This window comes from Pigmentiphaga sp. H8 (assembly GCF_003854895.1).
In the GTDB taxonomy this organism is placed as follows: domain Bacteria; phylum Pseudomonadota; class Gammaproteobacteria; order Burkholderiales; family Burkholderiaceae_B; genus Pigmentiphaga.
On record NZ_CP033966.1, the window covers coordinates 5,909,202 to 5,931,153 of the forward strand.

General features: G+C 69.7%; 21 protein-coding genes. 12 read left to right on the top strand and 9 right to left on the bottom strand.

Annotated features, from left to right (window positions below; genetic code table 11):
• Positions 1–6 precede the first annotated feature (6 nt).
• The 11 genes from EGT29_RS27970 to EGT29_RS28020 all read left to right on the top strand — a co-directional run bounded on the left by EGT29_RS27970 (position 7) and on the right by EGT29_RS28020 (position 10,265).
• On the top strand, positions 7–999 hold the full coding sequence (locus EGT29_RS27970; RefSeq protein ID WP_341432197.1) for a TAXI family TRAP transporter solute-binding subunit: 993 nt from the start codon (positions 7–9) through the stop codon (positions 997–999).
• A 21-nt stretch (positions 1,000–1,020) separates the two neighbouring features.
• A complete protein-coding gene (locus EGT29_RS27975; RefSeq protein ID WP_124692073.1) occupies positions 1,021–3,087 on the top strand; it encodes a TRAP transporter permease in 2,067 nt (688 codons plus the stop codon).
• On the top strand, positions 3,084–3,482 hold the full coding sequence (locus EGT29_RS27980) for a DUF1850 domain-containing protein (protein ID WP_124692074.1): 399 nt from the start codon (positions 3,084–3,086) through the stop codon (positions 3,480–3,482). The genes EGT29_RS27975 and EGT29_RS27980 overlap by 4 nt, the downstream gene beginning before the upstream one ends.
• Before the next feature lie 58 nt (positions 3,483–3,540).
• The gene (locus EGT29_RS27985; RefSeq protein WP_124692075.1) at positions 3,541–3,900 is read left to right on the top strand and encodes a winged helix-turn-helix domain-containing protein; all 360 of its coding nucleotides are present in this window, start codon (positions 3,541–3,543) and stop codon (positions 3,898–3,900) included.
• Between the two features lie 71 nt (positions 3,901–3,971).
• Positions 3,972–4,649 carry a molybdate ABC transporter permease subunit gene (gene modB / locus EGT29_RS27990; RefSeq protein ID WP_124692076.1) on the top strand — a complete coding sequence of 226 codons (678 nt, stop codon included), beginning with the start codon at positions 3,972–3,974 and terminating at the stop codon, positions 4,647–4,649.
• Between the two features lie 9 nt (positions 4,650–4,658).
• A complete protein-coding gene (gene modA / locus EGT29_RS27995; RefSeq protein ID WP_124692077.1) occupies positions 4,659–5,408 on the top strand; it encodes a molybdate ABC transporter substrate-binding protein in 750 nt (249 codons plus the stop codon).
• A complete protein-coding gene (locus EGT29_RS28000; protein ID WP_124692078.1) occupies positions 5,405–6,187 on the top strand; it encodes a sulfate/molybdate ABC transporter ATP-binding protein in 783 nt (260 codons plus the stop codon). Before modA ends, EGT29_RS28000 begins: the two co-directional genes overlap by 4 nt.
• Before the next feature lie 68 nt (positions 6,188–6,255).
• The gene (nudC, locus tag EGT29_RS28005; protein WP_124692079.1) at positions 6,256–7,200 is read left to right on the top strand and encodes an NAD(+) diphosphatase; all 945 of its coding nucleotides are present in this window, start codon (positions 6,256–6,258) and stop codon (positions 7,198–7,200) included.
• Positions 7,201–7,396: 196 nt separating this feature from the next.
• Positions 7,397–8,395, top strand: coding sequence for a tripartite tricarboxylate transporter substrate binding protein (locus EGT29_RS28010; protein WP_124692080.1), 999 nt, complete (start codon positions 7,397–7,399; stop codon positions 8,393–8,395).
• Between the two features lie 18 nt (positions 8,396–8,413).
• Entirely contained in the window at positions 8,414–9,619 is a 1,206-nt protein-coding gene (locus EGT29_RS28015; RefSeq protein ID WP_124692081.1) for an FAD-dependent monooxygenase, read from the top strand.
• Between the two features lie 145 nt (positions 9,620–9,764).
• Positions 9,765–10,265 (top strand): MarR family winged helix-turn-helix transcriptional regulator, encoded by a 501-nt coding sequence (locus tag EGT29_RS28020; RefSeq protein ID WP_124692082.1) that lies wholly within the window; start codon positions 9,765–9,767, stop codon positions 10,263–10,265.
• A gap of 3 nt (positions 10,266–10,268) precedes the next feature.
• Here the strand turns inward: EGT29_RS28020 and EGT29_RS28025 are convergent, their stop codons facing one another.
• The 7 genes from EGT29_RS28025 to EGT29_RS28055 all read right to left on the bottom strand — a co-directional run bounded on the left by EGT29_RS28025 (position 10,269) and on the right by EGT29_RS28055 (position 18,661).
• Positions 10,269–10,664 (bottom strand): RidA family protein, encoded by a 396-nt coding sequence (locus EGT29_RS28025; protein WP_124692083.1) that lies wholly within the window; start codon positions 10,662–10,664, stop codon positions 10,269–10,271.
• A gap of 1 nt (position 10,665) precedes the next feature.
• Positions 10,666–11,712 carry an ABC transporter substrate-binding protein gene (locus EGT29_RS28030; protein WP_161568019.1) on the bottom strand — a complete coding sequence of 349 codons (1,047 nt, stop codon included), beginning with the start codon at positions 11,710–11,712 and terminating at the stop codon, positions 10,666–10,668.
• A 77-nt stretch (positions 11,713–11,789) separates the two neighbouring features.
• Entirely contained in the window at positions 11,790–12,905 is a 1,116-nt protein-coding gene (locus tag EGT29_RS28035) for an amidohydrolase family protein (protein WP_124692085.1), read from the bottom strand.
• Entirely contained in the window at positions 12,902–14,236 is a 1,335-nt protein-coding gene (gene hmgA / locus EGT29_RS28040; protein ID WP_124692086.1) for a homogentisate 1,2-dioxygenase, read from the bottom strand. Before hmgA ends, EGT29_RS28035 begins: the two co-directional genes overlap by 4 nt.
• Positions 14,233–15,471, bottom strand: a complete 1,239-nt coding sequence (locus EGT29_RS28045; RefSeq protein ID WP_124692087.1) for a 2Fe-2S iron-sulfur cluster-binding protein — start codon at positions 15,469–15,471, stop codon at positions 14,233–14,235. The genes hmgA and EGT29_RS28045 overlap by 4 nt, the downstream gene beginning before the upstream one ends.
• Complete coding sequence (locus EGT29_RS28050; protein WP_124692088.1) at positions 15,468–16,283, bottom strand: xanthine dehydrogenase family protein subunit M; 816 nt, start codon at positions 16,281–16,283, stop codon at positions 15,468–15,470. Before EGT29_RS28050 ends, EGT29_RS28045 begins: the two co-directional genes overlap by 4 nt.
• The gene (locus tag EGT29_RS28055) at positions 16,280–18,661 is read right to left on the bottom strand and encodes a xanthine dehydrogenase family protein molybdopterin-binding subunit (protein WP_124692089.1); all 2,382 of its coding nucleotides are present in this window, start codon (positions 18,659–18,661) and stop codon (positions 16,280–16,282) included. Before EGT29_RS28055 ends, EGT29_RS28050 begins: the two co-directional genes overlap by 4 nt.
• Positions 18,662–18,780: 119 nt before the next feature.
• Here EGT29_RS28055 and EGT29_RS28060 point away from each other — a divergent pair, with 119 nt between their 5' ends.
• Positions 18,781–19,437 carry a flavin reductase family protein gene (locus EGT29_RS28060; RefSeq protein WP_124692090.1) on the top strand — a complete coding sequence of 219 codons (657 nt, stop codon included), beginning with the start codon at positions 18,781–18,783 and terminating at the stop codon, positions 19,435–19,437.
• Positions 19,438–19,456: 19 nt separating this feature from the next.
• Here EGT29_RS28060 and EGT29_RS28065 read toward each other — a convergent pair whose 3' ends face one another.
• The gene (locus EGT29_RS28065) at positions 19,457–20,446 is read right to left on the bottom strand and encodes a tripartite tricarboxylate transporter substrate binding protein (RefSeq protein WP_124692091.1); all 990 of its coding nucleotides are present in this window, start codon (positions 20,444–20,446) and stop codon (positions 19,457–19,459) included.
• The gene (locus tag EGT29_RS28070) at positions 20,443–21,864 is read right to left on the bottom strand and encodes an amidohydrolase family protein (RefSeq protein ID WP_124692092.1); all 1,422 of its coding nucleotides are present in this window, start codon (positions 21,862–21,864) and stop codon (positions 20,443–20,445) included. Before EGT29_RS28070 ends, EGT29_RS28065 begins: the two co-directional genes overlap by 4 nt.
• Positions 21,865–21,952: the final 88 nt, after the last annotated feature.

Here is a 21,952-nt window from a genome sequence, read left to right on the forward strand (position 1 = left end):
AGAGACTTGAAAAGCCTTCCCATTGTTTCCGCGTTCGACCCCCGTCGCCGCACGCTGCTCACGGCCGCGGCCGCCGGCGTCGCCGCCTCGGTCATGGGCCGTCCGGCGCTGGCCCAGCAGAAATTCATCAATGTGCTCACGGGCGGCCAGAGCGGCGTGTACTACCCGCTGGGCGTGGCCCTGGGCCAGATCTACTCCAAGACCATTCCCGGCGCGAAGACCAGCGTGCAGGCCACCAAGGCCTCGGCCGAGAACCTGAACCTGCTGCAGGCCGGCCGCGGCGAGATCGCCTTCACGCTGGCCGATGCGTTGTCCGACGCCTGGAACGGTTCCGAGGACGCGGGCTTCAAGACGCCCCTGAAGAAACTGCGCGTCATCGCGGGCATCTATTCCAACTACATCCAGCTCATCGCCAGCGAGGGGTCGGGCATCAAGACGCTGGCCGATCTCAAGGGCAAGCGCATCTCGGTCGGCGCGCCGCGTTCGGGCACCGAGCTGAACGCGCGCGCCGTGGTGAAGGCCGCCGGCCTGACCTACAAGGATTTCTCCAAGGTCGAATACCTGCCCTTCGGCGAATCGGTGGAACTCATCAAGAACCGCCAGCTCGACGTGACGCTGCAATCGGCCGGACTGGGCGTGGCCTCGATCCGCGATCTCGCGACCACGATGAAGATCGTCGTGGTGGCGATCCCGCCCGATGTCGTCGCCAAGATCGGCGACTCCGCCTACCAGAGCACGACCATTCCGGCCAACACCTATACCGGGCAGACCGAGGCCGTGCCCAGCATCGCGATCCGCAACTTCCTGGTCAGCCACGAAGGGGTGTCGGACGATACCGCCTACGAAATGACCAAGAACCTGTTCGAGCACCTCGATCAACTGGTGGCCGCGCACTCCGCCGCCAAGGAGATCAAGCGCGAGAACGCGATGGGCGGCACGTCCGTGCCTTTCCACCCGGGCGCCCAGAAGTACTACAAGGAAATCGGGCTGCTGAAATAACCGCCACCGCGCCGGGGAAACATGGACCAAACCACTGCAACGCCCGGCGCCGCCTCGACGGCGGCGGGGCCGGAACCGGTCGTCCTGACCGGCGCGCTGTTCTACATCGCCATCGCCTTTTCGGCGTTCCAGATCATCACGGCGGCCTTCAGCCCGCTGTCCAGCTCCGTGGTGCGGGCGGTCCACGTGGGCTTCCTGCTGCTGATGGTGTTCGTGCTGTATCCGCCGCTGCGGCAGAAATGGCTGGGCTGGGCGATCGGGGCGGTGGCGTTCGCCACCGGCCTGTACCAGTGGGTGTTCGAAGGCGAACTGATCCAGCGCGCGGGCGAGGTCACGCCGGCCGACATGGCGGTGGGCATCGTGCTGATCGTGCTGGTGTTCGAGGCGGCGCGCCGGGCGATGGGCATCGCCCTGCCCATCATCTGCGCCTGCTTCCTGGCCTATGCCCTGTTCGGCCAGTACCTGCCCGGCGAACTGGCCCACCGGGGCTATGGCCTGGACCAGGTGGTCGGGCAGCTGGGGTTCGGCACCGAAGGCATCTACGGCACGCCCATCTACGTCTCGTCGTCCTACATCTTCCTGTTCATCCTGTTCGGCGCCTTCCTGGAACACGCCGGCATGATCCAGCTCTTCACCGATTTCGCGCTCGGCCTGTTCGGCCATCGGCGGGGCGGCCCGGCCAAGGTGGCGGTCATCTCCTCGGGACTGATGGGAACCATCAACGGCTCCGGCGTCGCCAACGTGGTCACCACCGGGCAGTTCACGATTCCGCTGATGAAGCGCTTCGGCTACGAATCGAGTTTCGCCGGCGGCGTCGAGGCCACCGCCAGCATGGGCGGCCAGATCATGCCGCCGGTGATGGGCGCCGTGGCCTTCATCATGGCCGAGACCATCAACGTTCCCTACGTGGACATCTGCAAGGCGGCGCTGATCCCGGCCATCCTGTATTTCTTCACCGCCTTCGTCATGGTGCACTTCGAGGCGGGACGCGCCGGCCTGCACGGCATGGCCAAGGAAGACTGCCCCAATCCCTGGCGCGCCATCCGGGACCGGTGGTATCTGCTGCTGCCGCTGATCGCGCTGGTCTGGCTGCTGTTCTCGGGCTATACGCCGCTGTTCTCGGGCACGGTCGGGCTGGCGCTGACGGTGGTGCTGATCTTCGGCGCCGGGGTCATGCTGGGCTTGGGCTCCATGGGCTGGCGCATCGCGTTCTGGGTCGCCATCGCGCTGGCGTGCTCGGCCTTCCTGAAGTACGGCATAGGCGCGGTGGTGGCCGTGATCGCCGTCCTGGGCGTCGTGCTGTACGTGCGCCAGGGCGGCCGCGCCATCCTGCGCACGGCGCTGCTGGCGCTGGCCGACGGTGCCCGCCACGCGCTGCCGGTGGGGGTGGCCTGCGCGCTGGTGGGCGTGATCATCGGCACGCTTACGCTGACCGGCGCGGCCACGACTTTCGCCGGCTACGTGATCAGCGTGGGGGAAAACAGCCTGCTGCTCAGCCTGATGCTGACCATGCTGGTCTGCCTGGTGCTGGGCATGGGCATTCCCACCATCCCGAACTACATCATCACCAGTTCGCTGGCGGCACCGGCCCTGCTGCACCTGGGCGTGCCGCTGATCGTCTCGCACATGTTCGTGTTCTATTTCGGCATCATGGCCGACCTGACGCCGCCCGTGGCGCTCGCGGCATTCGCCGCGGCGCCCATCGCGCGGGCCTCGGGCATGAAGATCGGGATGCAGGCGGTACGGATCGCCATCGCGGGCTTCCTGATTCCCTACATCGCGGTCTACAGTCCCGCCCTGATGCTGCAGGACGACTCGCTGCTGGAAACCGCCTATGTCGTCATCAAGGCCGTGGTGGCCGTGGTGCTGTGGGGCGGTACCGCCATCGGCTATTGGCGCGCCCGGCTGAACGTGCTGGAGCGCGTCTGGGCCTTCGTGGCGGCCGGCCTGCTGGTGGCGGCGGTGCCGGTGACCGATTCCGTGGGCTTCGTCATGGCGGCCATGCTGGGCGCGTGGCACTGGTATCGCAGCCGCAGCCCGGGCACGCCCGTCACGCCGGTTCCGGATGGCGCGCGGCGCCATGGATGACTGACATGCTGGTGGCGGCCCTGTGCCTGGCGGCGGGGGGCTTTCACCTGGCCGTGCCGGCGGACGGGTTTTCGCTGTCCTGGCGCCATTCTATCGAGAAGATCGAATGGCGCGAGACCTACCGCATCGTCGGCGAGCGCCTGTTGATCGCCGACGCCGCCATACAGGGTTCCGGCGCCGGCATGGATCCCCCCGAGGGGGCCCGCCTGGAGCATGGCGCCTGGCACTATCGCCCGGCGCAGCCGTGGCGCGACGCACTGACCCTGTCCCGCTCGGAATACGCCGGCGACTACACGCTTTGCATCGGTTCGCGCTGCGCGCCGCTGGAAACCTGGATGGCGGGCGCGCCGGCCGACGTTCCGGCCGAGGTCACCGCGTGCCGGGCCAAGGGCTGAGACAGATCCGCGCCCCGCACCTACAATGACCCGCGTCATCGGAGTCTTTCCTCGTCTCATGGATACGTCCACCACACCCCGGTTCCAGTTCCGGCTGCGGGTCTACCGCGAAAACGCCATCGCGATCGGGCCGGGCAAGATCGCGCTGCTGGAAGCCATCCTGGAGGCGGGCTCCATCACCGCCGCCGCCCAGCATATGGGCATGTCGTACCGCCGCGCCTGGCTGCTGGTGGACGAGCTGAACCGGTCCCTGCGCGAGCCCGCGGTCGAAAGCGCCGCCGGCGGCGCGCGCGGCGGCGGCACCGTCGTGACCGACGTGGGCCGCGAATTGATACGGCGCTACCGCTCCATCGAGGCCACCGCCCAATCGGCCGCGGCCGAGGACATCGCCGCCATGGCGGGCATGCTGGCCGACTGACCGGCCGGGGGCCGCGCCGGGCGGCCTTCTCGCGCTACCGTCCAGCCAGGATTCGCTGTATTCTTCGGAATATGACGAATGCGCTGCTGGATTCATTCGACGCTTTTCCGCTGATCCTGTCCCTGAAGGTCGCGGCCCTGGCCACCGTACTGGCCCTGGTCGCGGGCGTGGGCCTGGGGTGGCTGTTCGCGCGCAAGCCGTTTCCGGGCAGTTCGATGGCCGAAGCCGTGTTCATGCTGCCGCTGGTGCTGCCGCCCACGGTCATCGGCTACGCCATCCTGCTGGCGGCCGGCCGGCGCAGTCCGCTGGGCGGCTGGATATACGAGCACTTCGACTACACCATCATCTTCAGTTGGCACGGCGCGGTCGTGGCCTCCGCCATCGTCGCCCTGCCGCTGGTCCTGAAGTCGGCCAGCGCTGCCTTCGCCGGCATCGACCGCACGCTCGAATCGGCCGCCAGCACGCTGGGCCAGTCGCGCTGGTCGGTGTTCGTGCGCGTGACGCTGCCGCTGGCCTGGCCGGGCATCCTGGCCGGCACCCTGCTGGCCTTCGCGCGCGCCATGGGCGAATTCGGCGCCTCGCTGATGGTGGCGGGCTCGATCCCCCAGCGCACGCAAACGCTTTCCATGGCCATCTACGACGCCACGCAGGCCGGCCAGGACGATCTGGCCCTGCTGCTGGTGGTCATCACCTCCGCCATTTCCATCGCCATCCTGGTGGCGTGCAACCGCTACCTGTCGCTACGCTGAAGGAGTCCCATGTCCCGCGCCCGCTACGCCGCCCTGCTGCTCGCCCTTGCCCTGCCGTTCCCGGCCTTCGCCCAGGAGATCACCGTATCGGCCGCGGCCAGCCTGACCAATGCCTTCAAGGACCTCGGCAAGCAATTCGAACAACGGCATCCCGGCACCACGGTGCGGCTGAACTTCGCCGCCTCGGGCACGCTGCTCCAGCAGATGAGCCAGGGCGCGCCGGTGGACGTGTTCGCCAGCGCCGACCAGGCCACGATGGACAGGGCCGTGGCGCAAAAGCTGATCGACGTGCCGACGCGGCGCGATTTCGCCGCCAACAGCCTGGTGCTGGTCACGCCCGTGCAGGGCGGCCCGGCCATCGCCTCGCTGCAGGACCTGGCCGGCGCGCCGGTCAAGCGCATCGCCATTGGCAAGCTCGCCACCGTGCCGGTGGGCAACTACACCAGGCAGGCGCTGGACAGCGCCGGCCTGTGGACCTCGCTCGAACCCAAGTTCATCCAGGCCGACAGCGTGCGCCAGGTGCTGGACTACGTGAGCCGGGGCGAAGTGGACGCCGGTTTCGTCTACCGCACCGACGCGGCCATCATGCAGGACAAGGTCAGGATCACGCTGACCGCCGGCGGCCATACCCCGGTGACCTACCCGGTGGCCGTGCTGTCCGGCAGCAAGCACCCGGCGCAGGCCCAGGCCTTCGTCGACTTCCTGTTGTCGGCCCCCGGCCAGCAGGTGTTGAATCGCTACGGATTCGGCAAGCCGTGATCGATGTCGACATCGCGCTGACGGTGCGCGACGGCAACCGGCGCTTCGACCTGGCCGCGCGCTTCGCCTCCGATGCGCCCTTCGTCGCGCTGTACGGGCCGTCGGGCTCGGGCAAGTCGCTGACCCTGCAGGCGGTGGCCGGGTTGCTGCGGCCCGGTGCCGGCCACATCCGGCTGGACGGCCGGACCCTGTTCGATGCCGCGCGCGGCATCGACCTTGCTCCGCCCGCGCGCGGCATCGGCTACCTGTTCCAGCACTACGCGCTGTTCCCGCATCTGTCGGTGCGCCAGAACATCGCCTTCGGCCTGACCTCGTGGCGCCGGCGGCGCCTGGCGCCCGAGGACGAACGGCGCGTGCAGGACCTGATCGACCGCTTCGGCCTGGCCGCCATGGCCGACAGCCGGCCCGGCGTGTTGTCGGGCGGCCAGCAGCAGCGGGTGGCGCTGGCGCGGGCCCTGGCCTGCGAGCCCCGCGCGCTGTTGCTGGACGAGCCCTTCGCCGCGCTCAATCCCATGCTGCGCGGCGAACTGCGCAAGGAACTGGCCGAGGTGGCGCGGCAATGGGGCGTTCCCGTGCTGATGATCACGCACGACATCGACGACGTGCTGGAATTGGCCGACGTCGCCTTCCTTTACCAGGACGGGCAGGTCGCGCGTGAAGTGGACCTGCGCAGCGGCCAGAGCCGCGATTTCATCCGCCGCGCGCTGGGGGACGACGCCCCGGCCGAGACGCCGATGCGCCAGCGCCTGCGCACGCTGCTCAATCCGGGCACTTCCTGAACGCGCGGCGGTAGAATCGTCGGTCAGACGACTCTGCGGCGGCACGCTGCGCGTGGCCGCCCCTTCCCATGCCATCCTTCGATCGCTCCGCCGCCGTGGGCTTCGGCCTCAATCCGCTCGACCGCATGTCCGAGGCGCGCGCCGATGCCGAGTTCGTCCGGGCGCGCCGGCACGATGCGGCGGCCCGGTTCATGGTGTTCGTCGGTGACGTGCCCCTGCTGGACGTGGGCGCGGGCGCGCCTTCTCCCTTGTTCGCCGCCGAGGCCTGGATAGGCCTGGGGCCCGCGCGCCAGGAGATCTTCCTGGGGCAGGACGAACAGGGCCGCCCGCTATTCGCGGTGGCGCTGGACGCGGGGTTGGCCGAGGCGGCCGCCGCGCGGCCCGGGCTGGAGCTGCTGGACCTGCGCAGCATCGCCATGCGCGGCCTGTTCCCGCCCGACCTGCTGGGTGAACTGGGCGGCGCCAAGGCCATCCTGAGCTGGCATGACCGGCACCGCTATTGCGCCAACTGCGGCGAACCCAGCCGCGTGTCCTGCGCCGGCTGGCGGCGCGACTGTCCGGCCTGCGGCGCCCAGCACTTCCCGCGCGTGGATCCGGTGGTGATCATGCTGGCGGTGGACGGCGACCGCTGCCTGCTGGGCCGGCAGCCGCGCTTCGCGGCGGGCATGTATTCGGCCCTGGCGGGCTTCCTCGAGCCCGGCGAGACCATCGAGGACGCCGTGCGGCGCGAGATCAGCGAGGAAGCGGGCATCGCCTGCGCCGAGGTGGCCTACTTCGCGTCGCAGCCCTGGCCCTTCCCGTCGTCGCTGATGATAGGCTGCTTCGCCCGCGCGCAAGGCACCGACATCGTGATCGACCGCAACGAGCTGGAAGACGCGCGCTGGTTCACGCGCGAGGAAGTCCGCCAGATGCTGGACGGCACGCATCCCGAGGGCCTGTCCGCGCCCAGGCCCTACGCCATCGCGCATCACCTGGTGCGGGCCTTCGTCGAAGGGACCGGCCCCGCGCTGTGAACGCAGGCGGGGCCGCCGGGCGGCCAACGCCTTGATCATTCTGTCTTACCCCTCCCCGGGCAGGTAGGCGTTCAACCGCCGGATCAACGAGTCAGGATTTCCCTCCATATAGTTTCAAAATTGTTTACATCGGAACAAGTTTGTGGAAATATGGCCGGCACTGGTTGTCCGAACTCCATCCGAAAAGGGATCCGAGATGCAGACTTTCCTCCCCAAAGCGGCGCCTCTCTGCTGTCTGGGCGCCGGCCTGATGCTTGCCGGTCCGGCGGCCCAGGCCAACGACGGCGCCTATCCCACCCATCCCATCCGGCTCATCGTCCCGTTCGCGGTGGGCGGCGGCTCCGACATCCTGGCGCGCATCCTCGCGCCCGCCATGTCCGAGCGGCTGGGCCAGCAGATCGTGGTCGAGAACCGTCCGGGCGCATCGACCAACATCGCCGCCGAACTGGTGGCCAAGGCGCGGCCCGACGGCTATACGCTCATGCTGGGCAACACCAACACCTTCGTGGTCAACGCGCTGCTGTTCAAGTCGCTCAACTACGACCCGGTGAAGGACTTCGCGGTGCTTGGCATGGCCGGTGCCTTCCCGATGATCCTGGCGGTGTCGCCCTCGGTCCCGGCGCGCTCGGTGGCCGAGTTCGTCAGCCTGGCCAAGGAAAAGGCCGGCACGCTCAGCTATGCCTCGCCCGGCGTGGGTACGCCCCATCACCTGGCGATGGAAATGCTGAAGTTCCAGAGCGGCATCCAGGCCACCCATGTGTCCTACAAGGGCGTGGCGCCCGCGCTGCCCGACCTGATGGCCGGCCGGGTCCAGGCCATCTTCATCGACTACGCGGCGGGCGGCCAGCAATTGAAGGCCGGCAAGCTGCGGGGCCTGGCCGTGGGCAGCCAGAAGCCCACCGAGTTCATGCCCGACCTGCCCACCATGGCGGCTTCGGGCTTTCCGACGTTCGACGTGACGGGCTGGCAGGGCATGGTCGTGCCCAAGGGTACGCCCGAGGACGTCGTGCAGAAGCTGACCGGCGCGCTGCGCGCCACCATGGCCTCGCCCGGGGTCCAGGAAAGCCTGCGCAATGCCGGCATAGAGCCCACCTACATGGCGCCGCCCGAGTTCGCGCGCTACATCGACCAGGAACGCGGCAAGATGACGGCGCTGATCAAGGCCGCCAACATCCAGCTCGATACTTCTCCCTGATATTAGGAGTCTTCATTCATGACGCAGCATGTGGCAATCATCGGTGCCGGCATCGGCGGCCTGGCGGCGGCGCTGGCGCTGCTACGGCGGGGCATCGACGTCGACGTCTACGAACAGGCCACCGACCTGAAGGAGGTCGGCGCCGGCATCCAGACCACGCCCAACGGCTCGCGGGTCCTGCTGGAGCTGGGGCTGGGCGACGAGCTGCAGCGGTACGCCACCTTCAGCAAGGGCAAGGACACCTACCTCTGGAACACCGGGCAGAAGCGGCCGTTCATGCCGCTGGGCGAGCAGTCGGTCGACAGCTACGGCGCGCCCTACGTCACCTTCCACCGCGCCGACCTGCACGGCATGCTGCTGCGCGCGGTGCTGCAGGCCAAGCCCGGCGCGGTGCACCTGGGCAAGCAGCTCGAGGCGCTGTCGCAGGACGACCGCGGCGTGCGCATGCGCTTCGTCGACGGCTCCGAGGCCACGGCGCCGCTGATGGTGGGCGCCGACGGCATCCATTCGCGCGTGCGCCAGATCCTGCTGGGGCCCGACAAGCCGGCGTTCACCGGCTGCATGGCCTGGCGCGGCCTGATTCCCGCCGAAGCCATCCAGGGCACGATCGATCTGGTCGGCGGCAGCATGTGGCTGGGTCCCACGGCGCACATCGTGACCTACCCGGTGCGCCAGGGCAAGCTGCTGAACTTCATCGGCATGGTGGACCAGGACAACTGGCTGATCGAATCCTGGAACGCCGCCGGCACCACCGAGGAATGCCTGGCGGACTTCGCCGGCTGGCATCCCCACGTGCAGCGGATGGTCCGCAACATCACCATTCCCTACAAGTGGGCGCTGATGGTGCGGGCGCCGCTCGAACGCTGGACCGACGGCCGCGTCACCCTGCTGGGCGACGCCTGCCATTCCACGCTGCCTTTTCTCAGCCAGGGCGCCAACATGGCGCTGGAAGACGGACTCATCCTGGCGCGCTGCCTGCAAGCCTACGGCGACGATGCCGGCCATGCGCTGCGCAGCTACGAAGCGCTGCGCCGGCCGCGCACGGCCAACATCACGCGCAGCTCGGCCGAACAGGTGCGGCGCGTGCACAATCCCGAGCTGGCCGATCCGGCCGAGGCGCAGCGCTACATCGAGCGCGAATGGGGCCAGCAGCAGGTAGAGGAACGCTACCGCTGGATCTATGGCTACGACGCCCGTACAGTGTCGCTGGAGAGCGCGGCCTGAGCGGCGCGCACCGAACCGTCCGCCTCGACGGCACGCGGCGCCAGCCCTGGCGCCGCGTGCCGTTTCGATATAGCGTTCCGTTATAATCCGCCGGATCAGGTGCCGCGAGTCCGAGGCGCCGGGATCATGTGCAAGCCCTCCACACATGAAGAAAGCCTCGACACTAGAACTTCAGCACTTCCTTCCGTACAAGCTCTCCCGCTTGCTCAACGACGTCAGTATCGGACTGCAGCGTACCTATACGCCCAGCTTCGGCCTGAATGTCTCGCAATGGCGCATGCTGGCGGCCGCCGCGCAGCTCGAGCCCACTTCCGTTACCGAACTTACCGACTATTCCGGCATGGACAAGGTCACGGTCAGCCGGGCGCTGCGCGAGATGGTGGACAAGAACCTGATGACGCGCACGCTGGACGAGAACGACCGGCGCCGCTCCACCATCGAGCTGACGGAGGAAGGGCGCCGCATCTACGACGAGATCTCGCCCGGCGCGGTCGAGTACGAACGCGACCTGCTCAAGCCGCTTAGCGCCGACGAGCGCAGGGTGCTGGAGGCCCTGGTGGACCGGCTGCTCAGCCAGGCCGCCATCTTGCGGCAGGCCTCGTCCCGCACCTTTCCCTCGCGCCGGCGCACGGCTTCGTCCGAATAGTCCTCAGTCCAGCATGGCCGTGGCCTCGACCTCCAGCATCAGGGCGGGCTTGGCCAGCGCCTGCACGCCGATCATGGTGCTGGCCGGCGGCCGGTCGGGCGCCAGGTAGCGCGCGCGCACCTGCCGGATGATGGCGATCTTCTCCGGTGTCATGTCCTTCACGAACAAGGTGGTCTTGACCACGTCGGCGAAGGTCGCGCCGCAGGCGGCCAGCGCGCGTTCGAGGTTGCGGTAGACCTGGTCCACCTGCGTCGCCAGGTCGTTCTCGCCGACGATGTTGCCCTGTTCGTCGTAGGCCACCTGGCCGGCGACCAGGATGGTGGTGGCCGCGCGCGAGCGCACGACGTGGCAGAAGCCGTTGGGCGTGGCCAGCCCGTCGGGGTTCAGGTGTTCGTTCATGTCATGTCTCCTGGCTGGCCAGCCGCATGGGTTCGTCGCACACCCATTCCTGGACGTCGAAGTCGTGCTGGATGAATCCGTGTTCGAGCAGGAAGTCCTTCTGACTCGATACGGCCGCGATCAATTCCGGATCGAGTCCGACGCGCAGCGACCGGAAATCCGTCTCGCGGTAGGACGGCGCGATCCATTCCTCGGGCGCGCCCACTTCCTTGGCGTAGATGCGCAGCGCGTCGCCGGGATGCTGGCGCGCCCAGGCTATGGACCGGTTCAGCGCGGACAGGTAGGCCGCGACGACCTCGGGCCGGTTGCGGGCCAGGTCGGCGTCCACGGTCAGGATGTTGGGCACCTGATTGTTGATCTGAGCGCGCCGGTCGGCATGGAAGCCCAGCTCGACCACTTCGGTCGCCTGCAGCAGCGCCTGCAACTGCAGGCCCAGTGCGCCCGAGGCATACAGGGCGTCGACCTCGCCGCGCACATAGGCGAAGGTCTCGGCCTGCTGGCGCCGCACGCGCGCCGCGCCGGCCCACATCCAGGCGCGCGAGGCCTCGTCCTCGCCCTGCCGGGCGATGTAGACCTCGTCCACCGGCAGCTCGACCAGCGTGACGTCGGCCAGGGTCAGGCCGGCCAGGCGCAGCGCGGAATCGTAGCCGCGCAGGCACATCGCGCGCCAGAAATCGATCTCGCCGGAGCGGCGTACCGGCAACGCCAGCCGCTTGCCCTTCAGGTCGGCGACGCCGCGTATGCCCGCGTCGGGACGCGCCAGGATGGCCTGATACTCCGGCGTCCACGCGATGCCCGCCAGCACCGTGTTCGCGCCGCGCGCGCGCGCCCAGATCGGCGGGATGTTGCCGCCCTGCCGGAACAGTCCGGCCACCGCATGGGTGAAGTGGGACTGCCGGGCATCCGGCGTGTCCAGGGTCTCCACCGCCGCCAGCGCCGCCCCCCGCCCGGCCAGGGCGCCGGTCAGGAGGCCCGCGTCGAGCGCGAGGCCCGACGCGGTGGGCAGCGGGCAGCGCGTGTACCAGAGGCGCGTGCGGGCGGCGTTCACTGGACTACCCTCCTGTCGCTGCGCGACATCCTTCCCGAGAAAGGTCGCGCGCCCTTCGGGCGGCCGGGTGGGCGCGCTCATGCGGCCGACCGGAGCGCCGACCGGGCCTCGAAGCCGTACAGCCGCTGGGCGTTGCGCCAGAACATCTTTTCCATCAGCTCGGGGGCCAGGTCGGTACGGGCCTCGAATTCGCCCACCAGGTCCTCGTGCGCGGCCTCGTCCTGGTGCGGCATGTCGCTGCCGATGATCAGGAAATCCGAGCCGAAGCGGTTGGCCACGTAGGCCAGGTCCTCGCTCGGCTCGCAGCCGACGAACACCCGTCCTTCGTCGAACAGGCGGCGCGCGCCCGGCTTGCCGGCGCGTTCCAGCGCGCCCACCGCGCCCAGCAGCCATTCGCTGCCGGTGGCTTCCAGGAAGGCCCAGCGCAGCTTGGGGAAGTCCGTCACGACCGAGCTCTCGGCCAGGCTGTAGAAACCGAACTGCACGCTGATGGGGCCGATGAAGCGCTTCATGCGCGCTGGCCAGAACGGCTCTTCGCCGGCCACGCGCTTCTGCGTGTCGAACAGGTGGCGCAGGCCGGGGCTGCCCGATCCCACGTGCACCGCCATGGCCAGGTCCTGCTTCTCGGCTTCCGCGTAGATGGGGAAGAAGCTCGGGTCGCTGACGGGGCGGTCCCATTCGATGCCGCGCATGAACACGGCCACGGCGCCGCCCATCTGCTTGACGCGGCGGATTTCCTTCACGGCGGCATCCGGGCTGCGGAAGGGCACCAGTGCGTTGTACATGATGCGCCCGCCCGACTCGGCGCACTTCTTCGCCATGAAGGTGTTGTAGCTGCGCATGAGCGCGGCTTCCAGCTCCGGATCCTCGCACAGGTTCAACAGGCCGAAGGTGGTGTGGATGACCTGGTAGTCGATGCGCCGCTTGTCCATGTCCTTCAGGCGTTCCTCGGGCTTGCTCAGGTGCTGCGAGTCGAGGTTGTACTTCTTGCGCAGCGAGCGCGTGCCGGCCGTGGGCGAGGCGCCGAACAGCCGGACCTTTTCATCGATCAGCCAGGCGGCGTTGAACACGCCCAGCGACGTGTCCTCGGGGAAGGTCACGACCACGGGGCGCCGCGCATGGTATTCGGGTTCGAGGAAGGACCAGGTCTCCTCGGATTCCATGACGTGGGCATCTGCGTCGATCACTATCATTTCTTGCTCTCCATGGCGGAAGTTGCGGGTCCATCGAAATGGATCTTCAGGTCGGCCCAGCAGCGCCAGTAGTCGGCCTGCAGGGTGGGGGACTGCATGGCCGCCGCCGTCGGGCAGATGACGTAGCGGCTCTCGAACATGAAGGCCAGCGTGTCGGGCAGCTTGGCCGGCGCGAGCGGTTCGCCGATGGCGCGCTCGTAGGTCTCGCGGTCGGGACCGTGCGCGCTCATGCTGTTGTGCAGGCTGCACCCGCCGGGCACGAAGCCCTCGACCTTGGCTTCGTAAACGCCGTGGATCAGCCCCATGAACTCGCTCATCACGTTGCGGTGGTACCAGGGCGGACGGAACGAGTGCTCGGCCACCAGCCAGCGCGAGGGGAAGATGACGAAGTCGGCGTTGGCGATGCCGGGATCGCCCGAAGGCGAGGTCAGCACCGTGTAGATGGACGGATCGGGATGGTCGAAGCTGACCGTGCTGATCGCCATGAATTTCCTGCAGTCGTACTTGTAGGGCGCCAGCGTGCCGTGCCAGGCCACGACGTCGAAAGGCGACCACTGCTGGCGCGCCGACCACAGCCGGCCGCGGAACTTGGCGACGATCTCGAAATCGCCGGCGCGATGCTCGTAGGCGGCCACGGGCGCGAGGAAATCGCGCGGGTTGGCCAGGCCGTTCGAGCCGATGGGGCCCAGCTCGGGCAGCCGGAACGGCGTGCCGTAGTTCTCGCAGACGTAGCCGCGCGCCTGGCCGTCGGGCAGGTCCACGCTCATCTTGATGCCGCGCGGGACCACGACGATCTCGCCCGGCCCCGCCTGCAGCACGCCCATCTCGGTGCGCACGCGCAGCCGTCCCGACTGCGGGACGATCAGGAGTTCGCCGTCGGCGTCGTAGAAGCTTCGGTCGCCCATCGAGCGATTGGCGGCGTACAGGTGGATGCCCATGCCGGCCTGCGTGTCGGCGTGGCCGTTGCCCGCCATGGTGAACAGGCCTTCGATGAAATCGACGGACCCGGCGGGCGCGGGCAGCGGATTCCATCGCAGCTGCGTGGGCGTGGTCGGGACTTCGTCGAACGGCGCGGTGCGCAGCATGCCGTGGTCGATCAGTTCGAAGGGGCTGTGGCCGGCCGACGGATGGATGCGATAGACCCACGAACGCAGGTTCTCGGCCCGGGGCGCGGTGAAGGCGGTGCCGGACAGTTGTTCGGTGTAGAGCCCGTAGTTGCCGCGCTGCGGGCTGTTCTGGTCCGGGGGCAGCGCGCCGGGCAATGCCTCGGACACGAAGTGATTGCCGAAGCCCGGCTGGTAGGCCAGGGCCTCCTCGTCGGCGTGTTTCATGATTCGTCCTCGTTGCGTGGTCGTTGGGTGGGCTGGCGGCGCAGGACGCGCCAGGCGCGGGCGGCCAGGGTGGAAACGAACTGCCGCGCCAGCAGGGCCAGCGACAGCCGGAGTTCGCCGCCGTCCGGGGGCGCGCCCGCGGGCGCTTGGCCGCCCTGCGTCAGCTGGTGCGCGACATTGGCGGCGAAGCGGGCCGTCAACTGGTCGGCCAGCGCCTGCACCACGTCGGCGCGGCTGAACTCGGCCAGCCGCCCGGCCAGCCGGAAGGCGGCGTCGATGCGCACCGACGTGGCGTCTGAAGCCGCGTCCGCCAGCGCGTAGCCGAGTTCGCACACGACCTGCGTGCGCGTGATGCGATCGACGCCCCGGCAGTGGACCGTGCCGCGCCGCGCGGCGGGATCGCGCGTGACGTGGGCCTGGGCATCGAACACCGCGCGTATCGGCCCGGCCTTCACCGTCATCTTTCCCCGGAGCCGGTCGCCTTCCACGTGTTCGACCTCCATGCCGGGCATGCAGCGCGACACGCGGGGCAGATCGCCGAAGAAGTCCCAGACCCGGTCGGCGGGGACGGGCAGGTCGAAGTGGCGGGACACGCGCGTCATTCCGGCGGTATCCACGGGGGCGGCCATGTCGAGGGCCGCGGGTTCGGCGGCGGACGCTGCCTCGGGCGGGGATGCGGGCATGGCCTGCCGGGGATGGAGGGAGTCCGGCGCCGGCGCGCCGTGCGCCGGCTGCGGCGCCGCCACCGGCGTGGCGAGCCGGTGTCCCGCTCCGCTTTGCACCACGTCCAGGATGGCGCGCACGATGCCGGCATAGCCCGTGCAGCGGCACAGGTTGCCCGCCAGCTCGCGCCGTATCGTCGCCTCGTCGGCGTCGGGGAAGCGCGTCACGATGTCGCGGGCGGACATCAGCATGCCCGGCGTGCAATAGCCGCACTGCAAGGCATGCGCGCGCGAGAAGGCCTGCCGCAGCGCCGCCATCAGGGCATCGTCGTCGAAGGCCTCGATGGTGGCGACCTCCAGGTCCTCGCAGGCAACGGCCAGCACGGTGCACGACCGGCTCAGCGCGCCGTCCACGTAGACGTTGCAGGCCCCGCAGACGCCGTGCTCGCAGGCCAGGTGCAGGCCGGTCAGGCGCCGGTCCTCGCGCAGGAAGTCGCCCAGCGAGGTGCGCGGCTCGACCCAGGCGCGCGTGGCGGCGCCGTTCACGGTCAGGGAAATGGGATGCTCGGTCATGACAACTCCTGGACCGTGCGGCGCAGCGCCACCGCGGCCGCGTGCAGATCGTCGGCCTGCGCGCCGCCGCCACGCAGCGCCTGCCCCGCCTGCGCCAGGTCGAAGCCGCGCAGCTCGCCGCGCAGCAGCCGTTCGGCCAGCGCGGGCAGCAGCATGGGCGTGCCGCCGGCGCCGGCCACCGCCACGCGCGCGTAGCCGGCGGGCCGGTCGATCACGATGGCGGCGATGGCCTGCGCGAACTCGCCGGCCTTGCGGGCGAGCTTGGCGTAGGCCCAGCGCGTGGCCTCGGAGCGCCAGGGCAGGCGGATGGACACCAGCAGTTCGTCCTCGCGCAGCGTGTGCGAGAAGGGGCCGTCGGCGAAGGTTTCCAGCGGCAGTTCCCGCCGGCCCGCCGCGCTGGCCGCCACCACCGAGGCGCCGGCGGCCAGCAGCGCCACGGGCCAGTCGGCGATGGGATCGGCGTGCGCCAGGCTGCCGCCCACGGTGCCGCGATTGCGTACCGCCCGATAGGCGATGCCGCCGGCGACGTGGGTCAGGTAGCCCTGCGCGAACGATGCGGCGATGCCGTCCTCGATGCGCGCGTGCGTGACCGCGGCGCCCAGTTCCAGGACATCGCCCTGCCGGCCGCCGGCCTGCAATTCGCGCAGCCGCGAGACGTCCATCACCCGCGCGGGCCGCGCCAGCCGCATGGACAGGACGGGCACCAGCGACTGGCCACCCGCCATGGGCCGGACGTCGGCGCCAGCCGACAGCGTGTCTAGCGCCGACGCCAGGTCGGCGGGCCGGACGTAGTCGAAGGCACAGGGCTTCATGCCGCCTCCTCGTGGCGCGCCGCGGTCCGGCGCGCGTCGGCCAGCGCCCGCAGCACGCGCGCGGGCGACAGCGGCAGTTCGGACAGACAGGCGCCCTCGCCGCCCAGCGCATCGTTGACCGCGCTGCACACGACCGAGGCCGAGGGGATGGCACCGCCTTCGCCCACGCCCTTCATGCCGAACTCGGTGAACGGCGACGGATGGTGCAGGTGGTCCACGTGCACGAAGGGCACGTCGCCGGCCGAGGGCAGCAGGTAGTCCACCAGCGTCGATGCCTGGGGCTGCCCGGCCGCGTCGTACAGCGATTCTTCGTACAGCGCGCTGCCTATGCCCTGCACCACGCCGCCCATGACCTGGCCGTCGACGATCATGGGATTGACGGCGACGCCGCAGTCCTCGACCACCAGATAGTCCACCACGCGTACGTAGCCGGTCTCGAGGTCGACGTCGACCACCGCCGCGTGGGCGCCGTAGCTGAAGGCGCCCTCGCCCGGCAGCTCGTAGCCGTGCGTGACTTCCAGGCTGGCCGGCTCGGCCGGGTTGCCGAAGGCGCCGCAGTCCTCGTGCCAGATGCGCGCCACCTGCGCCAGCGTCAGGCTGGCCGATGGCCCCTGTATGCGCCCGTGCGCCACGGCCACGTCCTCGGCGTCGCAGTCCAGCAGGACCGCGCCCAGGCGTTGCAGCCGCCGCGCCAGTTCCCGACACGCGCCGGCCACGGCGCCGCCGCCCATCACCATGCCGCGCGAGGCATAGGTGCCGGTGGAAAAGGCGGACAAGCCGGTGTCCCCGTGCAGCACGCGCACGGCGTCCAGCGGCAGGCCCAGGATCTCGTGGGCCACCTGCGCCATGGTGGTCTCCATGCCCTGGCCGTGCGATTGCAGGCCCAGGCGGACCTCCAGCGTGCCGTCGGCGTTGAGCCGTACCGTGGCGGGCTCCGGCGCGGGGCGCACCGGCAGCTTCCAGTCGTGCGCGGCCCGCATGCCGTGTCCGGTCAGTTCGACGAAACAGGCCACGCCCACGCCGATGCGATGGGAGGCCGCATGTTCCCGCGCGGCCATGCTTTCCGCCGCTTGCCGGGCCCGGGGCCGGATGGCGTGCACCGCGCGCCGCAGCGCCTCCGGATAGTCGCCGCTGTCGTAGACCCTGCCATTCAGGGTCGTGTAGGGCATGGCCTGCGCGGGAATCAGATTGGCCAGCCGGACTTCCCAGGCCGGGCGGCCGGCCTGGCGCGCGACGGCGTCCAGCGCTTGCTCGATGGCGAAGCAGGCGCCGGGCCGGGCCACGCCCCGGTAAGGGGCGACCGGCGGCTTGTTGGTGGCCAACGCGCGCGAGCGGCTGCGGTACCACGGAATGTCGTAGGGGCCGGGAATCGCGCCGGCCGCCATGCCCGCGTCCAGCAGGTTGGTGAACGGATAGACCGAATAGGCGCCGGCATCGATGGCGATGTCGGCATCCACGCCCAGCAGCCTGCCGTCGCGGTCCGCGTAGGCGGTGACGCGGTAAAGCTGCTCGCGGGTATTGGCCGCGGCGATCAGGTGCTCGCGGCGGTCCTCCAGCCAGCGCACCGGTCGCCGCAGCCGCCGGGCCAGCCAGCAGACCAGCACTTCCTCGGCCTGCAGGATGCTCTTGTAGCCGAAGCCGCCGCCCACGTCCGGCGCGATCACGCGCAGCTGCGACCGCGGCAGGCCCAGCACGTCGCTGACGCCGTCGCGGATCAGGTGCGGGATCTGCGTCGAGGTATGGAGGATGAGCTGGTCCTGCCGGTCGTCCCAATAGGCCAGGCAACCCTTGCCTTCCATCGGGTTCATCGACTGGCGCGCCATGCGGTAGACACCCTCGACCTTGATGGGCGCCTGCGCGAGATGGCCGGGCAGCGCGCCGTCCTGGCCGCTGCAGAAGCGGAATTCATGGATCTGGTTGCCAGGCCAGCCGTCATGCAGCACGGCGGCGCCTTCGGCCGCGGCCTGCTCGACGGACATCGCCACCGGCAGGGGATCGAGGTCCAGTTCGACCGTTTCCGCCAGGTCCTCGGCCCGCGCGCGCGTCGGCGCCAGCGCCACCGCCACCGGTTCGCCCACGTAGCGCACGCGATCCTTCGCCAGCACGGGCATGGCCGCCTGCCGCGCGGCCGGCGGCAGGTGCGGGGCCATGATGTCGGGCAGGGCCAAGTCGCCGGCCGTGAAGATCAGGGATCCGGCCGGGCGGCGCACGCCGCGCAGCCGCGCATGGGCCGCCGGACTGCGCACGATGGCCGCGTCCAGCATGCCGGGCAGCGCGATGTCGCCGACGAACTGGCCGCGCCCGTGCAGGTGCCGGGCGTCCTCCTTGCGGATGACGCTGGCGCCTATGCCTTCCTGCGTCCGCTGTGTCCCATCCATGCCGATTTCTCCGCTTTCCTGATGGTGCCGATGACCGCCATTTAGTTTCATATTAGTTTATAGTGACACTAATTGGCAAGCATGGCAGATTCCCCGATCCATCCCCTGGAGCTTCCGGCATGTACTTCGATCTTGCAGCCATCGACCGGCGCAGCATCTACAAACTGATGACGGCCACCATCGTCCCGCGGCCGATCGCCTGGGTCGTGACGCGCGACAACGGCGGCGGCCTGAACGCCGCGCCATTCTCCTTCTTCGGCCTGATGTCGGGCGATCCTCCGGTGATCGCGATCGGCGTCGGGTCGCGCCAGGGCAAGCCCAAGGACACCGGCGTCAACCTGCGCGACGGCGGCGAGTTCGTGGTCAACCTGGTCTCGCGCGAACTGATGGCGCAGATGAACGTTACCGCCATCGACTTCGGCCCCGAGGTGGACGAGCTGGAGATGGCGGGGCTGGAGACGGCGCCCTCGATCAAGGTGGATCCGCCGCGCATCGCCGCCGCCCCGGTGGCGTTCGAATGCGTGACGCAGCATGTGCTGCCCATCGACGACCACCGCTGGCTGGTGGTGGGCCGGCCGGTGGCCATGCACGTGCGCGACGGCGCGGTGCTGGATGCCGGGCGCCACTACATCGATACCCCGGCGCTGGACCTGGTGGGCCGCATGCAGGGCGGCGGCTGGTACGCCTTGCAGGACCATCTGGTGGAAATGCGCCCGCTGACCGAAGCCGCGTGGCGCGAACAGGCGGGCACCGCCGGGGCCGCGGAGTCCCGCTAGCCCCGCGCGGCGGGCGGGGTCAGGTCTCCGGCGCGATGTTCTCGCTGCGTATGACCTGGGTCCAGCGCTGGATGTCCTCGGCCACGAAGGACTGGGCCTGCGCGGCCGTCGTAGGCCAGGGCGAGGCCGCCTGTTTCTTCAGCGCCGCCAGCATCCCGGCGTCCGACAGCGCCTGCGCCACCGTCTCGTTCAACCGGCGCACGACCGCCGGCGGCAGGCCGCGCGGACCGGCCAGGGCGTACCATGCGCTGACATCGAAGCCGGGCAGCACCGTCTCGGCCACCGTGGGCACCTCGGGCAGGCCGGGATAGCGGTCGATGGACGTGACGGCCAGCGCCCGGACCGCGCCGGCCTGGATCTGGCTGACCGCGTTGCCGGCCAGGGACGTGAAGATGTAAGGCACCTCGCCGCCCATCAGTGCCATCATGGGCGCGTTGCCGCCCTTGTACGGCACGTGGGTCATCTGCACGCCCAGGCGCGACTGGAACAGCACCGCGGCCAGGTGCATGCCGGTGCCGATGCCGCCGGTGCCGAAGTCGACGCCGCGCGGCCTGGCCCGGGCTTCGGCCACCAGGTCCCGCACGGAGGCGGACTTGGCGGCGGGGCCAGCCAGGATCACGAAGGGACTGCGGGTGACCATGGACGCCAGCGTGAAATCGCCGGCCGGATCGAAGGGCAGCGACTTGTACAGTCCCGGCGCCGCCGAATGGCCCGAGGCCATGAAGAACAGCGTGTAGCCGTCGGGCGCGGCCTTGGCCACGAGGTTCGCGCCCAGCGTGCCGCCGGCACCGGGCTTGCCTTCGACGTAGGCGGTCTGGCCCAGGTGTTCGGTCAGTTGCTGCGCCAGCAGGCGGGCCTGGATATCCACCGCCCCGCCGGCGGTGAAGCCGTGGACCAGGCGGATGGGTTTGGCGGGCCAGGCTTCCTGGGCCAGCGCGCGGGCGCCTGGAAGGGTGGCGGTGGCGCCGGCCAGCGTGGCCAGCTCGCGGATGAATCGGCGGCGTGTCATACCAGGAACCTCCCGGGTTGGGGTCCGCGCTCGACCGGCACGCTCTTGAACGAGCCGTCCTGGAAGAGGCGCAGGCGGGACGCCAGCAGTTCGTCCGTCAGGCGGGCGAGGCGGCCGGCGTCGAAGGCGAGGCGGCCGTCGCGCTTGACGAAGCGGCCCGCGACCATGACGTTCTCGATGTCCGAGGTTTCCGCGTACATGACGACGATGTGCGCGGGATCGCCGCCGGCGTTGGCGGGGAAGATATTCATGCCGCGCGTGTCGATCATGATCAGGTCGGCCTGCTTGCCCGGCGCCAGCGAGCCGGTCTTGCCGTCCAGGCCGAAGGCCTTGGCCCCGCCCAGCGTGGCCCAGTGGATGGCATCGCGCGTCTGGGTGGAGTGCTGGGTCTTGGCCGGCCAGTTGCCTTCGGCGAACAGGCTGCGGTTGTCCAGTTCGCGCTGGTGCAGGAAGGCATGGCGCATGACCCACAGCATGGAACTGTTGAAGTAGGGATCGCAGTCGGTTCCCAGCGAGGGCGTGGCGCCGTGCTTGACCAGCCGTCCCAGCATGGCGGGCTTTTCGTAGTTCAGCATCTCGGTCAGGTTGGTGGCCGTGATGGTACAGCCGGCGTCCAGCACGATCTTCAATTCGTCGTCGTCGAAACAGTTGCCGTGGCCGATGTTGTGGTCGGGACCCAGCAGGCCCTCGCGGGCCAGGCGCGGATAGCCGTCCTCGACCACACGCTTGCCCTTGCGGCCATAGGTGTGGGCGGAATTGAACAGGCCGTACTCGCGCGCCAGGCGGATGTCGTGGGCGGCCACGTCGTACTCGCCCCAGTCGGGGCCCAGGATGGCCATGGCCAGCGTGACCAGCCCGTCGTCGGTGGCCAGCCGGCCCGTGCGCAGGCGGTGGATCTCGTCGCGCGGGAAAGACTGCTTGTAGTAGGGAACGGCGCCTTCGCGCTCGGGCGGCTTGACCGTGCCGCGCGCGAACACGGCGCGTATGCCCGATTCCTCCAGGGCGTCGATGGCGGCGTCGGTCATCTCGGCGTCGCGCAGGATGTGGCACCAGTCGACGATGGTGGTGGTGCCGTTGCGCAACTGGTTCAGCGCGCCCAGCAGGTTGCCCAGGTAGACGTCGCGCGCGGTGTAGTAGGTGGCCAGCTTCTTGTGCAGGTTGGCATGGTAGTCGCGGCTGCCGACCCAGTCGGCGCCGATGCCGCGCAGCTGGAATTCCCAGGTGTGGATGTGGGCGTTGACCATGCCCGGCATGACGATGCGGTGCGTGCCGTCCACGATCTCGTCGGCGGCCGTGTTCAGGCCGGGGCCGATGGCGGCGATCCGGTCGCCGTCGATGAGGATGTCGGCCTGGGCGAAGTCGCCCACGGCGGGGTCCATGGAAAGGATGGAAGCGTTCCTGATCAGCGTGCGGCTCATGTGTCCCCTCGGATGTGATGGCGGAGATCCCCGGGGCCCGGGCCATCAGGCCGTGGGCCGCCGGGTGGGCGGAGGCAGGACGCGCGCG

Coding starts and splice junctions, on each gene's coding strand:
- EGT29_RS27975 (WP_124692073.1), top strand. CDS start 1,021: ATGGACCAAACCACTGCAACGCCCGGCGCCGCCTCGACGGCGGCGGGG.
- EGT29_RS27980 (WP_124692074.1), top strand. CDS start 3,084: ATGACTGACATGCTGGTGGCGGCCCTGTGCCTGGCGGCGGGGGGCTTT.
- EGT29_RS27985 (WP_124692075.1), top strand. CDS start 3,541: ATGGATACGTCCACCACACCCCGGTTCCAGTTCCGGCTGCGGGTCTAC.
- modB (WP_124692076.1), top strand. CDS start 3,972: ATGACGAATGCGCTGCTGGATTCATTCGACGCTTTTCCGCTGATCCTG.
- modA (WP_124692077.1), top strand. CDS start 4,659: ATGTCCCGCGCCCGCTACGCCGCCCTGCTGCTCGCCCTTGCCCTGCCG.
- nudC (WP_124692079.1), top strand. CDS start 6,256: ATGCCATCCTTCGATCGCTCCGCCGCCGTGGGCTTCGGCCTCAATCCG.
- EGT29_RS28010 (WP_124692080.1), top strand. CDS start 7,397: ATGCAGACTTTCCTCCCCAAAGCGGCGCCTCTCTGCTGTCTGGGCGCC.
- EGT29_RS28015 (WP_124692081.1), top strand. CDS start 8,414: ATGACGCAGCATGTGGCAATCATCGGTGCCGGCATCGGCGGCCTGGCG.
- EGT29_RS28020 (WP_124692082.1), top strand. CDS start 9,765: ATGAAGAAAGCCTCGACACTAGAACTTCAGCACTTCCTTCCGTACAAG.
- EGT29_RS28025 (WP_124692083.1), bottom strand. CDS start 10,664: ATGAACGAACACCTGAACCCCGACGGGCTGGCCACGCCCAACGGCTTC.
- EGT29_RS28035 (WP_124692085.1), bottom strand. CDS start 12,905: ATGATAGTGATCGACGCAGATGCCCACGTCATGGAATCCGAGGAGACC.
- hmgA (WP_124692086.1), bottom strand. CDS start 14,236: ATGAAACACGCCGACGAGGAGGCCCTGGCCTACCAGCCGGGCTTCGGC.
- EGT29_RS28045 (WP_124692087.1), bottom strand. CDS start 15,471: ATGACCGAGCATCCCATTTCCCTGACCGTGAACGGCGCCGCCACGCGC.
- EGT29_RS28050 (WP_124692088.1), bottom strand. CDS start 16,283: ATGAAGCCCTGTGCCTTCGACTACGTCCGGCCCGCCGACCTGGCGTCG.
- EGT29_RS28055 (WP_124692089.1), bottom strand. CDS start 18,661: ATGGATGGGACACAGCGGACGCAGGAAGGCATAGGCGCCAGCGTCATC.
- EGT29_RS28060 (WP_124692090.1), top strand. CDS start 18,781: ATGTACTTCGATCTTGCAGCCATCGACCGGCGCAGCATCTACAAACTG.
- EGT29_RS28065 (WP_124692091.1), bottom strand. CDS start 20,446: ATGACACGCCGCCGATTCATCCGCGAGCTGGCCACGCTGGCCGGCGCC.
- EGT29_RS28070 (WP_124692092.1), bottom strand. CDS start 21,864: ATGAGCCGCACGCTGATCAGGAACGCTTCCATCCTTTCCATGGACCCC.